13 protein-coding genes and 2 pseudogenes are annotated in these 13,769 nt (G+C 59.4%); 4 read left to right on the top strand and 11 right to left on the bottom strand.

The genetic code is table 11. The features are described from left to right. Window positions 1-667: 667 nt before the first annotated feature. The 9 genes and pseudogenes from FS320_RS27670 to FS320_RS27630 all read right to left on the bottom strand — a co-directional run bounded on the left by FS320_RS27670 (window position 668) and on the right by FS320_RS27630 (window position 9,909). On the bottom strand, window positions 668-1,294 hold the full coding sequence (locus FS320_RS27670) for an NAD(P)-dependent oxidoreductase (RefSeq protein WP_152715391.1): 627 nt from the start codon (window positions 1,292-1,294) through the stop codon (window positions 668-670). Window positions 1,295-1,551: 257 nt separating this feature from the next. After that, entirely contained in the window at window positions 1,552-2,505 is a 954-nt protein-coding gene (locus FS320_RS27665) for a DUF2778 domain-containing protein (protein ID WP_192926350.1), read from the bottom strand. 1,319 nt (window positions 2,506-3,824) lie between these two features. Continuing rightward, window positions 3,825-4,049 carry a hypothetical protein gene (locus FS320_RS27660; protein WP_152715387.1) on the bottom strand — a complete coding sequence of 75 codons (225 nt, stop codon included), beginning with the start codon at window positions 4,047-4,049 and terminating at the stop codon, window positions 3,825-3,827. 383 nt (window positions 4,050-4,432) lie between these two features. Then, window positions 4,433-4,816, bottom strand: a pseudogene (locus tag FS320_RS27655) (DDE-type integrase/transposase/recombinase); the annotation flags it as partial. Continuing rightward, window positions 4,807-5,322 carry an IS110 family transposase gene (locus FS320_RS27650; RefSeq protein ID WP_162003275.1) on the bottom strand — a complete coding sequence of 172 codons (516 nt, stop codon included), beginning with the start codon at window positions 5,320-5,322 and terminating at the stop codon, window positions 4,807-4,809. The pseudogene FS320_RS27655 and the gene FS320_RS27650, both read right to left, overlap by 10 nt. 293 nt (window positions 5,323-5,615) lie before the next feature. Beyond that, a pseudogene (locus FS320_RS27645) lies at window positions 5,616-5,843 on the bottom strand (IS6 family transposase); the annotation flags it as partial. 351 nt (window positions 5,844-6,194) lie between these two features. Continuing rightward, a complete protein-coding gene (locus FS320_RS27640) occupies window positions 6,195-6,989 on the bottom strand; it encodes a creatininase family protein (RefSeq protein ID WP_420846779.1) in 795 nt (264 codons plus the stop codon). Between the two features lie 162 nt (window positions 6,990-7,151). Then, a complete protein-coding gene (locus FS320_RS27635) occupies window positions 7,152-8,756 on the bottom strand; it encodes an ABC transporter substrate-binding protein (protein WP_152715381.1) in 1,605 nt (534 codons plus the stop codon). Between the two features lie 361 nt (window positions 8,757-9,117). Next, the gene (locus FS320_RS27630) at window positions 9,118-9,909 is read right to left on the bottom strand and encodes a DUF1194 domain-containing protein (RefSeq protein ID WP_152715379.1); all 792 of its coding nucleotides are present in this window, start codon (window positions 9,907-9,909) and stop codon (window positions 9,118-9,120) included. Window positions 9,910-10,158: 249 nt separating this feature from the next. On the opposite strand from FS320_RS27630, the gene FS320_RS27625 reads away from it, so the two are divergent. The 4 genes from FS320_RS27625 (at window position 10,159) to FS320_RS45320 (ending at window position 12,017) form a co-directional block, all read left to right on the top strand. Next, window positions 10,159-10,572 (top strand): helix-turn-helix domain-containing protein, encoded by a 414-nt coding sequence (locus tag FS320_RS27625; protein WP_338105511.1) that lies wholly within the window; start codon window positions 10,159-10,161, stop codon window positions 10,570-10,572. After that, the gene (locus tag FS320_RS27620) at window positions 10,484-11,491 is read left to right on the top strand and encodes a zinc-dependent alcohol dehydrogenase family protein (protein WP_152715377.1); all 1,008 of its coding nucleotides are present in this window, start codon (window positions 10,484-10,486) and stop codon (window positions 11,489-11,491) included. Before FS320_RS27625 ends, FS320_RS27620 begins: the two co-directional genes overlap by 89 nt. A 47-nt stretch (window positions 11,492-11,538) precedes the next feature. Next, entirely contained in the window at window positions 11,539-11,778 is a 240-nt protein-coding gene (locus tag FS320_RS27615; RefSeq protein ID WP_152715375.1) for a hypothetical protein, read from the top strand. A 95-nt stretch (window positions 11,779-11,873) separates the two neighbouring features. Next, on the top strand, window positions 11,874-12,017 hold the full coding sequence (locus tag FS320_RS45320; protein ID WP_153885337.1) for a hypothetical protein: 144 nt from the start codon (window positions 11,874-11,876) through the stop codon (window positions 12,015-12,017). Between the two features lie 125 nt (window positions 12,018-12,142). Here the strand turns inward: FS320_RS45320 and FS320_RS27610 are convergent, their stop codons facing one another. Together FS320_RS27610 and FS320_RS27605 are read right to left on the bottom strand one after the other, a co-directional pair. Beyond that, window positions 12,143-12,946 (bottom strand): DUF1194 domain-containing protein, encoded by an 804-nt coding sequence (locus FS320_RS27610; protein ID WP_152715373.1) that lies wholly within the window; start codon window positions 12,944-12,946, stop codon window positions 12,143-12,145. A 71-nt stretch (window positions 12,947-13,017) separates the two neighbouring features. Continuing rightward, on the bottom strand, window positions 13,018-13,269 hold the full coding sequence (locus tag FS320_RS27605; RefSeq protein ID WP_152715371.1) for a DUF3565 domain-containing protein: 252 nt from the start codon (window positions 13,267-13,269) through the stop codon (window positions 13,018-13,020). Window positions 13,270-13,769 lie beyond the last annotated feature (500 nt).

Here is a 13,769-nt window from a genome sequence, read left to right as displayed (position 1 = left end):
TTTGAAAGCCGGAGAGTGGTTCCGGCGGGGTCTCTTGCTCATCGTCTCTCCTGTTCAGCAGCCATTCTGGCTGCTCTCAGGCAGAAACTCCACTTATCCCGCTGTCCAAATTTCCCGAGCCAGCTCTCTCCTGGCCAGCGCATCCAAGCCATCAAGTCTCAAGTGCGATGAACTCAGCAGCAGTTTTACAGGTTCCACACTGGAGCACTCTGTCTGCTAGACGTTCCTCGCCTTTCTCCCTAAGCACTTGGGCAAAGGCTTCAGCGCCTCCTGCCCTGGCAATCAGATTAAGAAACGTCGCGAATAGTTCCTCATCCGTCATCGTCTCTACCAAGCCATCAAGCTCGGCCCTCGCCCTCGGTGTGAGGAGACAATTCAATGATGACCGGTTCGTGGCAAGAGCGCGCCCGCAGAGACCTTATTTGGGGTATTCTGTCACTTCGCAAGCGGTCGCACGGCGGCAGGCAGTGGAATCGGCAGCGAGGCCCTCGGATGTTTAGGTGCAAAGATACGCACAGTTGCTCGATCAACTTGCCTAGAGTGGGTCGTCAAAGAGACCATGTCTCATTCGCACTGCTCTGAGTGAGTAAGACCTTCGCAGACGCGGCGACCAGCCATACTCCTACCGAAGCTTATGGCTCGCGTTGGGCAGCCGCGGCGGTGAGTGTCAGTAGGCGATTGCCGGGGCCTTATACCGATAGCTGTCATCCATGGCCTGGCGCATCATGAAATCGGCAACGTCCGCCCGTGCGATGTGACTGCTCTTAGCAGGAATGCCATCGACGACAACCCTGTATTGCCCAGTCCAGGGACCATTGGTCAGTGGCAAGAGCCGCACGGCGACCCACTCCGGCGCATGATCCTGGATTTCCTCTAGCGCCCGCCGATGATCCGCCAGAGTGGGGCGAATGAAGCATCTAACAAGAAGCAGGAGCGCTGCTCCCCGAAAGTCCTGCGCCTTCTCGCCGAGGACACCAAAGTTCGACAGAAAGACAAGCCGTCGCACCTTTTGCGCCTGCATTCCCTGCACGATGTTGCAGGCTCCTCTTGAATAGAGGGTTGTAGGTCCACGCGATTTATCGCCTATCGTGCAAAACACCACATCCTGCCCTACGAGAGCAAGGGTCACCGCCGCGTCGAGTATATCGCAGGGCACAACGTGAAGCTGCGGATGGTGAATGTCGACTGCAGCGGGATTGCGGACAGCTGCCGTCACCTGATGGCTTTGAGAGAGCGCACGCTCGAGAAGGCAGCGACCCACTCCTCGGCTCCCGCCGATAATGAGAACCTTCATCAATCGCTTTCCTTGCCGGTCCGTTGAAACCCGTTCGTACCTGAAGGTTTGTCGCGTTCTGGTCGAATTGTCTGTGCTGCGGATCACATGACCCAAGGAAGGAATGATACGAGGGGCGCCCTTGTCGTGGCGCCATCTCGTGCAGTGATGCTAAGATCACGAATGTACCATAGAGATTGCAGAAGCCCGCCTCATGGCGGCTTTTATGAGTACTTGCCGAAGCCTAGCGGCATCGATGGCTCATCTCAGGCCTTCTTCTACTTCCCGTTATTGGCATTTGCGACGCGGGGCAGGGCATCCTGCCCGCGGCCGAGCACGACGACCAGACGCGTTACCTCACCCCTCAGGTAAGCCTGAAGAAAGCGGTCATAATCCTTGAAGGACACGCAGCCATTCGAATCCCCGTTCGGGCCAAGCATATAGGTATGAGCCAGCAGGCCCACGCGGCCATGGATCGCCGCGCTGCCACCGACCGGGTTCATGCGCAGGGCGCGTTCACCGTGGAAGAGCTTCTCGCGTTCGGTGAGTTCGTAGGTGCCCGGCGGCGTCGCTCCACGCATCGACACATGCACATGGCGCGGATCGTCAAGCTTGTCCCCAAGCCCAGAATGCGCCTCCAGCCTCTCGCCATTCGGCATGATGACGACTTTAGCGCTGATGTCATAAACCGCGGTCGCCGCCTCCCTTGTCAAACTAGGAGCCGGATTGAAGCGCGCACTCGGCGCGATATTGCCGGTTCCGCTGCCGAGCGACGCATAGCCAAGGTCGGTCGCCGGCGGGGAGGCGGGCTTACTCCCAAAAAGCTTCTCCAAGAACGAGCGGTCGTCCGGCGGCTCGCTCGTCACAGCGGCACTTGTCACGGGCGCAGGGGCAGCCGCGCGCGATTTCCTTGGAGTCTCGGATAGCCAAGGGGCGGGAGCGCGCAATTCGGGAGGGCGCGGCACCGGCAGAGGAACTGGTTCCGGCGCCGGTTCGATCATGTCCACTATCGCCGCGAGATGTGAAGGCGGCCGATCCGGCTCAACAAGGTTCCCCGATGATGCACTCACAGGCAGAGCGGGCCGCGGCTTGAGACCAGTCTCGTCCGGCACGGCAAACTGGCTGAATTTCGGCGCGAGCGGAGCGCTATGCACAAAGTCAAACGTCTCGAGGCTCATCGCCGGAGCAAAACTGACGAGCGGTTGGCTATCTGTTGGCGTGAAGAGACCCATGTCAGTCTCCTGCGTAGGCGTCGGAGAGTTAGCGAGACCTACAGAGGCGACCGGCCGTACGTCGTCAAAGGAAGCAAAATCGGCCAAATACGCGGCAGAACTCAGAAGAGTTGCCACCTTGGCGGCTGTCAGAAAGAGATTGCGCTGGGCACGGTGGACCGAAGGACAAGACATCAACAGCATCAATAATCTCAGGGCAACAACTCAGGCCGCGCATGACCTGCTCGACCCATGTGGCAGGTCGGAGACGAGTCCTTTGATGGATTGCGAACACCATGCGCTTAGGGCACACCCCTTCGGATCAAGACGCGGTATGGTCAAAGTATGGCATTGACGTCGTGCGGAGGCTTTTGTCACGGCAGACTATCCAAAAGATCTGGAACTAGGCCGGATACACGGCCAAGGCGAAACGTCGAGTTTCAGGACACGCAACCCAGCGACTGCCCTCGGTCGCTCCCGCCCTGACACATCAATCCCGCCCAACATCCTCGCTAGCACCTCGCGGACTGACAGATCCATCCCGACTTCCTGATCCAGCCATCGATCACAAGATCAGAGTCTCACGCAAAAGCTTCGCTTCAAAGGAAAAGCGGCGTTTGGTTGATAATGCCGGCGTGTGTTTGGGAGCAGTTCTCGTTCCAACCCCAATAAGGCAGCACTGCTCTCTTCTGAGATGTCGAGAGTTTCAGGTCTCCTTGTACAACCCCTGTGCTGGCAAGGACTAGCCGTGGGAGGAACGAAGACGTTCCAGGCAGGAGGAGGACGGGTGGCTCCAATGAGTCGTTAGCTCTAGCTATTCGGGTCGACATGCTGGAGCATCTCCTTCAAGGCAGCGAGGAGCATCGGGTGAGCCGCTTTCCCCTCGGCTAACGATAGAAAATCGTTGATGCCGAAGCGCTCTATGCTTTGACTAACGTCCATGTCGGAATGGGTGATCTGGTGCTGCCGCACGTATTCCACCCAGAGCCCTGGAGTATCCGTGTCAAGAACCAGATGCCACTATTCCTTGATGTTTGCGGAAGGATAGGCGCTACCGAAGGCTAACTCGCGCTTGAGAACAGGCACTCGTTTTCTCCGCAGGCACTCATGAAGACGAGGAGAGAGCGACCCATGCGGGTTATGGAGGGCGTCGCTCCTGCACCGCGGCGGGATGATGACAGACGCTCACGTTCCGGACATGGTCGAGTTCGCCACTAACAACTACGGCCGGCCAGTCTCTTGGCGGAAGGATGAGTGGAAAGGTACTTGACCGACCTCTCCGGCTGGCCTGGGGGTCTCCCGACCCCTTGAGCACAGATGGCGTTCACAGGAACGACAAGCTATTCTAATCCTACTGTCTTGGGCGTACTGGCTTCTATCTCCAGAACTGTCGGCGCCTCGGCCTCGAGCTCTTGCAGCGCGCGCTCGCGCCAGTACCTGAGCTCGGCAGTATCCTTTCCAACCCGCTCATTTGCGACAACAGTGTCCCAGCCGGGCCCCTGCTCATTGACGAGCTGCCGGGCTCTGGCCGTGATCTCGTCCTCCGTGAAGCGCTCTGTTGCCATCGGGCTCTCCCTATCCATGAGCAGGGAAGGGATCATGAAGGCCGAGTATGTCGGGATAGTGATGGGCAGGATCCGGTCAGCCGCTTTCGTCCAGCCATGCCGAGAACCCCAGCCCCTCTCCAATGCGAGTTGGAGTTGGCTTCATGATCCCCAGTTCCTGACCATGTCAGCGTCAGTAGACGCCATGCGCGACAAGACACCCACGGGTTTTATGGCACGACACGAATGCTCGCCTGTGATGGTGCATCACGATGGCGAAGGAGCCTCAACCGTGCAGAGGAGACCTGTGGCCGCGTACTCGATCCTGACTTTCGCATCCAAATCCTGGGATGCGTCGCAAATTTGGAGCGGGGACGAGAGGATGGCAATGACCCGTCATAGGCTCAGGCAGCGAGCATCTCGAATTGCTCAGCAAGTGATGGCGCGAGATTCCGGGCGTACTTCGCCTGCTGCTTGCGCATCATGTGGATCAATTCGATGCCGCCCAGGATCACTCGGGCAGAGACAACAGACTGGAAGCCGAGCATGGGTCGGACACGCCTTTTGATGGCTCGATGATCCTGCTCAATACAGTTATTGAGATATTGGCTCTGCCGAATCTGGATCGGCTTCAACTGGCGTCTTGACCGATCCTGGAGCTGGCTTTCCGTATCGCAGGGTACGATCGCTTGACGATTCGTCTGACTGCCATTGATCACAATCCGCTCGGGCCGGCCATGGCGCTTGAGTGCCTTGCGCAGGAAGCGCTTGGCGGCTGTCAGATCGCGTGAGCGGCAAAGTGCTCGGCAATCGCCTCCTGCAGAAGTTTACACTGAGCTTTGAGCGCCCTGATGCTCGTCACAAAGGAGTGCTTGATGGCGCCGGAGCAGCCACGGACACACGCCTGCTCATATCGGTTCTGCTCCCGGCGAGGATCGCCCTCCAAGTCATCCAGCCGTGCTAGAAGGGCTTGCAGTTCGACCAGGAGCTCGGCCGGAGGGGTCCACGCTTTCGGTCGGGCCAGGCAGCCGTAGCGTGCCAGGAGCACCGCATCGATCTGGTCAGTCTTGTTCAGGACTGCCATGCCCTTGGCGAAGCTGCGGATTCGGGCAGAGTTGACGAGAGAAACTGTCATACCTTTAGTAGCCAGGAAGCGAGCAGCAAGCTCTTGATAGGCCGCTGTCGGCTCGAGAACAGCGTGAATCTCTAATAACTCGACCTTAGATATCTTCATCACCCAAGCGGCCGCTCGCTCGATACCGTCCAGGGTATTAGGAAATGATTTCTGTCCGATGGGCCGCTAGCGACCGTGAACGATCGCCGCGCAATCCGGTCTCTCCTTTGCGACATCAATGCCGAAGAACACCGTCATAGAGCTTCCTCTCACTGAGAATGCCCCTTGCGCTGATCAACCTTGTGAATACAGGCTTACCCGTCTCGGGATGACCTTTGATACCGTCCGATCTCAGCTGGGGCGCGTGGTGAGGCCGGGCGCACCATCTATATCGCAGACTTCTGTCTTACGTTTTATTCGAGCTATCCCGGCCTCATGCTGTGGGAATGACCCGCAACGCCCATCAAATACAACGTTTCATCAACATGCCATGTGCCCGTGACAGCCCGCTTGCGCCGATTGAACTGTTCCAACAGGAGCGGGGCATAGTGAACTGTCCAGCGGTGGATAGTAGCGTGGTCCACCTGCACGCCTCGCTCGGCCATCATCTCCTCAAGGTCCCGCAGGCTCAGGCTTTAAGCCAAATACCACCGGACACAGAGCAGGATGACTGAGCGATCAAAATGCCTGCCCTTGAACACGCTACCCTCCATCCGTGAGCCCAGGGAGGATTGGCTGAAACTCTGAAACAAATTCTTGCGACAGATCGATCCAGAGGTGAGTCAGCCGCTGATTGGGACGCATAAGATCCTGCTGGTCAGTAAGAACCTGCCACAGCACCCGTTACAGATCTCTTGTCAAAATACCTGTCAACGAAATTCGCCTGTGGGCAAAGTTAAATTGTCAGCACTGAGCAAAAGTCAAAGTGTCAGTCTCCTGCCCTATGGGATCGAGGCACGGAGGCGGCAGATCTGATGGGCGTGGCACCGATGAGCAAAAGAGAACTCAAACTGCTGTTTACAGCTTCAGCCGGTGGCGGACCTGCCTCCCTATCAATCGGCCGTTCCAGAGGTATTCCCCTGGCCCCGATTTTGCTGCCAGACGGGATCCGGTGTGGACCAGAGGCGCTCATCGCGCATGCTTTGCGCTAATGCTCTTGCCTGGATGGCGAGAAAGCGTTCGCCTTTCTCCGGTGTCGCCGGACGTGGGTCGCCCCAAGTGCCAGTCATAGGAGCCCTTTCCGAGAAGGAGTAGAAACGTGAAAAGCCATGAGGTGCTTCAACACGCTTTGGAGCCTGCTGCACGGCCTCGTCGAACTTGTCCATACGCACGATGTCGCCGGCTATCGCCATCATCACCGAAGTTTCACCCTCACAGGCATGCCTCGGTGTTTCCGATTCGGCTGTCGCCGCGATCTCGTCGGACGCCAGCATCCATGGTGTGGTTGCAACGATCGGCATGGAGAAGGTCACTGCCAGCTCTCGTACGGCAACCGACAACGGGTCGATGTTTCCTCCGTGGCCGTTGACGATGAGAAGACGCTTGAACCCGAGGGCCTTCAAGGAGCGCACGATGCTGCGGAGGATGCCGTGGTATGCGTCGTAGTCGAGGCTGATCGTGCCGCCGAATGGAAGGTGGTGCTCGCTCATGCCAAGCCAGAGGCCCGGCAGAACGGCCACCGGGATTTCCTCAGCCACCAGGTGTGCCGCTCGGATCGCAGCTGCGCTGGCGCTGGCCGTATCGGTAATCACGGGCAGATGAGGCCCATGCTGCTCAAGAGAGCCTACTGGGAGCACCGCCAATGCATTTGGACGCGCCGCCAGAGCTCTCAGCTCTGGTGCGGTCATCCGAGCCCATTCTACCTCAATTGTCATAGTTCCTGCCGTTGTTCCTGATGGCGATCCGGGCCGCAGCGGCCCGTCGGGTCTATGCGAGCTGGCACGCACCCTGGGGGACTTTCCCGCAATGCTGCCAGCTCCTGGGAAGCTCGAGCCGAGTTTCCGCGTGCCCTATTGCTTGAGGGACACCCCATAGAAGGGCTGTCCGCCAAAGAAGTGCATCTTGTAGCCGGAGACCTCTTTGCGAACAGGCGTAAAGGCCTGAGCGTTGGCGAAGAGAAGTGATGCCGCGTCATCATGGAAGATCTTCTGAACCTCCAGGTAGAGCTTGGTGCGCTCCTCCTGGTTGCTGACGGAGTTCGCCCGAGCCAATTTGTCCGAGAACTCCTTGTTGCACCAGCGTCCTCGGTTGCCCCCGGTGTTAACCGCGTCACAGCTCCAGCTCAATGACAGGATTTGGCTCGGGTCCGGATAGTCCCACGTGCTGCCGCTCATGGCGACGTTGTGCTCGCCCTGGCGGGTCCGCTTCAGGTACTCGCCCCACTCATACGTCATGATCTCGGCCTGAACACCGACCTTGGCCCAGTCCGCCTGGATCAACTCAGCTGCTCGGCGTCCGTTTGGCATATAAGCCCTGACCACCGGGATGGCCCAGAGGGTCGTCTTGAACCCGTCGGGGAACCCGGCCTCGGCGAGAAGCTTCTTGGCCTTCTCAGGATCATACTCGCGAAGTTTGAGTTCGTCGCTGTGGCCCCACAGGGTAGGAGGAATGAGGGCGGAAGTCGGCGTCCCAGTGCCTTGGTACACGGTTTCGACGAGTGCCGGCAGGTTAACCGCATGGATCAGGGCCTCACGAACACGGCGATCGTCGAACGGCTTTTTCTGGTTGTTGAAGGCCAAGTAGCTCATGTCCGCAATCGTACCCGACTGCACATTCAGGTTGGAATCGGCCTTCATTGAGGCGAGATCGCCAGGATTGGGATAGCGTGCGATATGGCATTCGCCCGCTTTCACCTTGGCGTAGCGGATGCTGGGATCGAGCGTGATCGCAAAGACGAGATCACTCACCTGTGCGGTCCGGTCGGACAGACCCGCGGCCTCGCCCCAGTACTGGGGGAAGCGCTTGAAGCGGACAGTGGCATCCTTCTGATAGGCAACGAAGCTGAACGGACCCGTTCCGATCGGAACCTGATTGACCTGATCTGGGGTACCGGCCTTTTGCATAGCATCTGCGTATTCAGCCGAAAGAATGGACATAGGCTCGACCGAAAGCGCACCGAGCAGCGCAGCCTGAGGCTCCTTGAGCACGAACCTTATGGTGCGGTCATCAACCTTTTCGACGGACTTTAGAAAAGGGGCAACCAGACCTTCATAGTACTCGTAACTGCCCCTCCCTACACCGTGGAAGGGATGATTCTTGTCGATCATTCGCTGGAACGTGAAGACTACATCATCGGCATTGAACGGGCGAGTTGGTGTAAACGCCCGGTTCGAATGCCAGCTCACGCCGTCCCGGAGTTTGAAGGTATAGGTCAGGCCATCATCCGAGACGCTCCAGGACTCTGCAAGGCCGGGAATGATCTTGGAGCCACCACGCTCGACACCCACGAGCCTGTCATAGATTTGGGCCGCAACGTCGAATGACGTGTTGGCGGTGGAGAACTGCGGATTGAGGAAATCTGGGCTAGCTTCAGTACAGACCACCAGGGTCTCAGCGGAGGCGACGCTCATCATGGTGAGGAGTGCGAAGCTGGCGGCTGTTGTGCGACAAAGCATTGTGTTCTCCTGGGTGACAGATCACCTTGAGGATCTTAGCCAGCCGTAGGCAGGCAGCAAGGTCACAGAAGACGTTACGAGCGTCGGGCGCTGAAAGAAAATCCGTCAAACGCCGCCAAGTCTTGTGCGATCCTACGCCCGGCGATCCCAGTGGACCATCTGGGGTCGTTCTGTGACTGGTCCATTTATTATTGCCCACGCGCCACTGGAGGTTATGTGAGATGGCAGTCTTCGGAACCGTCTCCGATAGCAATGACCCCGTCAGAAAGACAGAGGGATTGGCGCTGCTGAAGGACATCTTTGCCAGACGGTCGACCTCGCCCCAGTGTCATGAGGAACTCTTCTTGTGCTGTGACAGGCATCAGTTCGCCCACGGGTTGGCTCCCATTTCGCAGCTGGTTCGACGCTCCGACTGGGCCTGAGTTGGCACAATCAGAGCCTCAGGAGCCACACTAGCGATCTCGCGAATGATCTTGGTCTTGATCGCCTCGGCGAACTGATGGCGCTCTCTCACGGGGACCATGAATGCGCCAAGGCCACCGATGACGCAGTCGCGGTAGTATTCATCGAGATTCTCCGAATCCCAGGAGTTTGTTGGACGGTTGAGCAGCAGGGGAAGGCCGTTGATGACGATGCCTTGGGCCAATGCTTCTTCTCGGGCCTGGATGATAGATCGGCCCAGATTGTTGACGCCATCACCTGAGATATCAATCACTCGCCGGACCGCCTCAGCACTGCTCTCGCTCAGGAGCTTCATGCTGGCGTCGATCGCCCCTGAAATGGAGGTACGCGGACCGCGTCTGATGGGAGCCCGAGCCAATCGGTCGGCGAAGCTGAGAGCGTCCTCGGGGCCTCCGATCTCCGTCCATGGGACCGTCACATACTGGATCGTCGGGCCTGCCCACTCAAGATAAACCACGGCAATGCGCCCCAGCATGCCGCTGCCGATGGCGTTGTGGACGAGAGGTGACCGGAACGCCTCGACAAAGCCCTGCCGTTGAAGCTCCTGCTCCTCTGGATCCATGGAGTTTGAGATGTCGACAGCCAGCACGAGGGCGAGATCGACCTCGCTTTGCGCCTTGGCTGAGCTGAGATGAATGAGCAGGCTGAGGACCACCAGAGCTATAGTCGCAAACCGGTTCAGCCTCACCATTCTGGACTCCTGCGGGCGAAGAGGTTGAACTGGGTCGATGATGTTCACCTGTCAAGATCCGCACGGGATGGGGTGCTGACGACTAGCGGTGCGCCCAGACCTCGTCGACGCATAAGGAGAGCGAGCAAGATCTGTGCAATGAATCCTGAGGGGTGATGAACGGCTCTATCCCCCCGGGAATGGGTATGACAATCAAGAGAAGAGGCTGATCTCGGATGCCCGTGAGCTGATGAACCGGATGACCAAGGAGTGCCGCAGCAACTCCCGACTGCCGGGGTGGTCGAGCTGTTCCTGTCGCGGCCGCGGGTGACGGTGCCGCTCGGGGCCAAGCTGTTGCAGGTCACGCCCAAGGCCGTCGATCTGATGCTGGCGCAGCTCATCGGCCGCACCCGCTACCGCGCCTGGGCATCGTGTAAGGCCATCCATGACAGGCGACCGCTCACACGGCAGCCCTATGGATCGAACAGGCGTCCAGTCAGTTATGCCGGTATCATGCTGAGGCCGGCGAACAGACATGCTCTTACGAGTTGGCCACAGGGCCCCGAACCCTATCAGGACAATCGGAGAGGGACAATTGAAGAGGATCACGTTGCGCTCACCCGGCGGTCTCGATCGGCTCGAGCTGATCGAGATGCTCGATCCTGGACCTCCCGGTCCCGGTGAGATCCGGGTTCGACTCCATGCGAGCTCGCTCAATTTCCACGACTATGGCGTCGTGAGCGGACGAATGCCAACAGCGGATGGGCGCATTCCGATGTCGGACGGGGCCGGCGTGGTCGAGGCGGTGGGCGAGGGTATGACCGAGTTCAAGATTGGCGAGCATGTCGTCTCCTGCTTCTTCCCAGGCTGGCTGGATGGGCCACCGCCTGTTTCCGACTTCTCGACCACGCCAGGCGACGGAGTCGATGGCTATGCCCGTGAGGTAGTGGTGCGGCCGGCGACGTGGTTTACCCGAGCGCCCACGGGCTTCAGCCATGCTGAGGCGGCGACGCTGACGACAGCCGGGCTGACTGCCTGGCGCGCCCTGGTGGTCAATGGCAGACTTAAGGCCGGCGATGTGGTGCTGGTACTCGGGACCGGTGGTGTGTCGATCTTCGCCCTTCAGCTTGCCAAGGCCATGGGCGCGACGATTATCGCGACCTCCTCGTACGACGAGAAACTGGAGCGGGTTCGGGCTCTGGGCGCGGGTTACACGATCAACTATCGCCAGCATGAGGACTGGGGCATGCGTGCGCGGGACTGGACCGGCGGACACGGCGTCGATCACGTGGTGGAGGTTGGCGGGCCGGGTACGCTTGCCCAGTCAATCGCTGCGGTGAGGGTTGGCGGGCACATCGCGCTAATTGGTGTGCTAACCGGCCGGGCGGGTGAGGTTCCGACTGGAGCCCTGATGGCCAAGCAGGCCCGACTTGAAGGGCTGATCGTCGGCAACCGAAGCCAGCAGATGGACTTCGTGCGCGCCCTCGAAGCTATGGATCTCCACCCGGTGATTGACCGCAGCTTTGGATTGGCCGAGATGGCCGATGCCTTCCGGTATGAGGAGTCGGGAGCCCACTTCGGCAAGATCTGCCTCGAATTCTGAGCCGTCCTGACCCAGATCCCGTTCGACCGGCTCAGGAGGCCTCTGCCATGGCGTGCGAAGATCTCGTTGCCCAGTGTTTCATAGACGAGCAAGCCCCGCTCGCTGTCCCCGAGTTGAACCGCGAGCGCACGCTCAAGTACCTGGGATGCTGCTATCAACAGGGACTCTCCTGGAACGATGCCAAGCAGCAGATTCAGGAGTTCCTGCAGCAGCGGGGCGTCCCGCACCAGGGCATCGTGCGGCAGCTGGCCCTTGCCAAGCCCCTCCTCCACCCCTGGCTCGACTAAAAGTACTGCAAGGCAAGTTACTCTGGAAACGGGGAGCCGAGCTCTGTGCGACCAGGGCGGCATGGAGAATGTGCTGAGCTTCCTGAGGTTTTGCCATGACCATGTCGGAGATCACCAACAAGCTGAAATACGATATCTCGGATGCGCTCAAGCGCGCGGCCGGCAAGCTGTCGTTGCGCAAGGAAGGGCAGGGTGGCCCGCCTTCTACGGCGAACAATCACTCCAGGTTGAAGAAGTAAGCCGATTCGGTGGGGCGCTCAAGCGAGCGCCCCACCTTGTGGTCGAGCGGCGCGGATCCCATCCCGGATTCCTTCCCCGCATTGCCTCAACGGGAGTTCAGGATGTCAGTAGTTCCCAGACATGGTCAGTTGCCGCTTCGCTGCTGGCGCCGGAGTTCTCCGGCCAGGCAGTTGGTGCGGGCTTCAGCCTGGGCCGGCTGAACCAGGGATTGGAGCTGCGGCCCTTCGGTGATCTCACGCACGACCTTCGTCCGGATGGCTTCGGCAAACTGGGCCTTCTCTCGCACCGGGATCATGAAGGCCCCTGGTCCTCCAATCACGCAGTCCCGGAAGTAGAGATCAAGGCTGTCGATGTCCCACAAGCCGTCCGGCCGCTTCAGCATGATCGGCAGCCCGTTGATGGTGACGCCCTGCGCCACGGCCTCGTCCCGGGCTGCGGTCACGATGCGGCCCTGGTTGTTGGCCCCGTCCCCGGAGATGTCGATCACCTGCCTCACCGGTGTAACGCCACTCTGGCGAAGCTGCGTGAGGCTGAAGTCAATCGTACCTGAGATAGAGGTGTAGCCGAAGCGTTGGATCGAACTCTCGGCCAACCGGGCCGCAAAGGCACGGCTGTCACTCGGCTGCTCGATCACGGTCCAGGGCACGACCACCTGCTGGTACCCAGCCCCGGCCCACTCGAGGTAGACCACCGCAATGCGCCCCAGCATGCCCTTTTGGATGGCTTGGTGCACGTCCGGCGATCGGAACGCCTCGATGAAGCCCTGCCGCTGGAGTTCCTGCTCGTCCGGCTCCATCGACAGGGAGACGTCGACCGCCAGTACGAGCGCGAGATCAACCTCGGTCTCGGCGTGCGCGCCCCAAGGTCCCAGAACCATCAGCCCGGTCGTCAGCAGCAGGAAGGCAAGGCCGCGCACGATGCCGGTCATCCTAAGCTCCTGTTCAGGGACCACCTGTTACCGATGAAGCTAGGGCGGAACGAGGACCGGACGATCCCCGATCACAGGGCAGGAGGTGAACATAAAGGGATCTGAGGCTTTAATGCGGATCGCCCCAGTCCGGGCGCGCCGAAGTCGCACTTCTTGCGGTTCAGCTCGTGACCTAGCGCCTTGTCACAGCCTTCCTGCGTAATCACCCACCGACGGATGGTCCAAAGCGGGTTATGGCGGACATGCTGATTGTGGCCACATTCAAGTTCAGCGACCCAGTGCTGTTCTTCGTCAAGGTGAAAGCCGACAATCCGTTTCTTCATGTTCCAACAAAGCATCCGACGCCCACAGGTCCAATCGACGCAAGTCGAGAGCGATCCGGAATTGAAGAGCATGACTGAGTGTCGGCTAAAGCCTAGCTGTTCCTGTCACTTGCCCCAATTGAGTCTCATGTCTCCTGCAAGTGATCTCCTGTGAGCGAAACCTTCATCAACGATCTGCGACAAAATGGCAAAGAATAATATCCAGCGTTGCCCTTGGAACAAGAATCGAGTCTTACAATTTCCCACTCCGAAGGAGTAACTCGGCGTGGCTATTTGGCGTCCAGCAACGATCCGCCGCGCCTAAATCCATTCACACGCGTAACAGCTGAAGGATGCAAGCTTCGCATGCGTCCCGGGCGCATGCGCGTCGATCCTAGTTCCTCTGCACTGAGGATTTGACGAGTTGAGGCGGGCGTAGGAGGGGCAGGCGTTCGGGCTCAACCAGGACTTCGATGCTACGGGCCAAGCCCGGCTGGCGTCGGATCAGGCCCATCCGTTCC

This window comes from Microvirga tunisiensis (genome assembly GCF_009296175.1).
In the GTDB taxonomy this organism is placed as follows: Bacteria; Pseudomonadota; Alphaproteobacteria; order Rhizobiales; family Beijerinckiaceae; genus Microvirga; species Microvirga tunisiensis.
Note: the sequence above shows the minus strand (reverse complement) of the source record. Positions and strands in the feature narration are given on the sequence as shown.

Coding starts and splice junctions, on each gene's coding strand:
- FS320_RS27670 (WP_152715391.1), bottom strand. CDS start 1,294: ATGAAGGTTCTCATTATCGGCGGGAGCCGAGGAGTGGGTCGCTGCCTT.
- FS320_RS27665 (WP_192926350.1), bottom strand. CDS start 2,505: ATGGGTCTCTTCACGCCAACAGATAGCCAACCGCTCGTCAGTTTTGCT.
- FS320_RS27660 (WP_152715387.1), bottom strand. CDS start 4,049: ATGGCAACAGAGCGCTTCACGGAGGACGAGATCACGGCCAGAGCCCGG.
- FS320_RS27640 (WP_420846779.1), bottom strand. CDS start 6,989: ATGACCGCACCAGAGCTGAGAGCTCTGGCGGCGCGTCCAAATGCATTG.
- FS320_RS27635 (WP_152715381.1), bottom strand. CDS start 8,756: ATGCTTTGTCGCACAACAGCCGCCAGCTTCGCACTCCTCACCATGATG.
- FS320_RS27630 (WP_152715379.1), bottom strand. CDS start 9,909: ATGGTGAGGCTGAACCGGTTTGCGACTATAGCTCTGGTGGTCCTCAGC.
- FS320_RS27615 (WP_152715375.1), top strand. CDS start 11,539: ATGGCGTGCGAAGATCTCGTTGCCCAGTGTTTCATAGACGAGCAAGCC.
- FS320_RS45320 (WP_153885337.1), top strand. CDS start 11,874: ATGACCATGTCGGAGATCACCAACAAGCTGAAATACGATATCTCGGAT.
- FS320_RS27610 (WP_152715373.1), bottom strand. CDS start 12,946: ATGACCGGCATCGTGCGCGGCCTTGCCTTCCTGCTGCTGACGACCGGG.
- FS320_RS27605 (WP_152715371.1), bottom strand. CDS start 13,269: ATGAAGAAACGGATTGTCGGCTTTCACCTTGACGAAGAACAGCACTGG.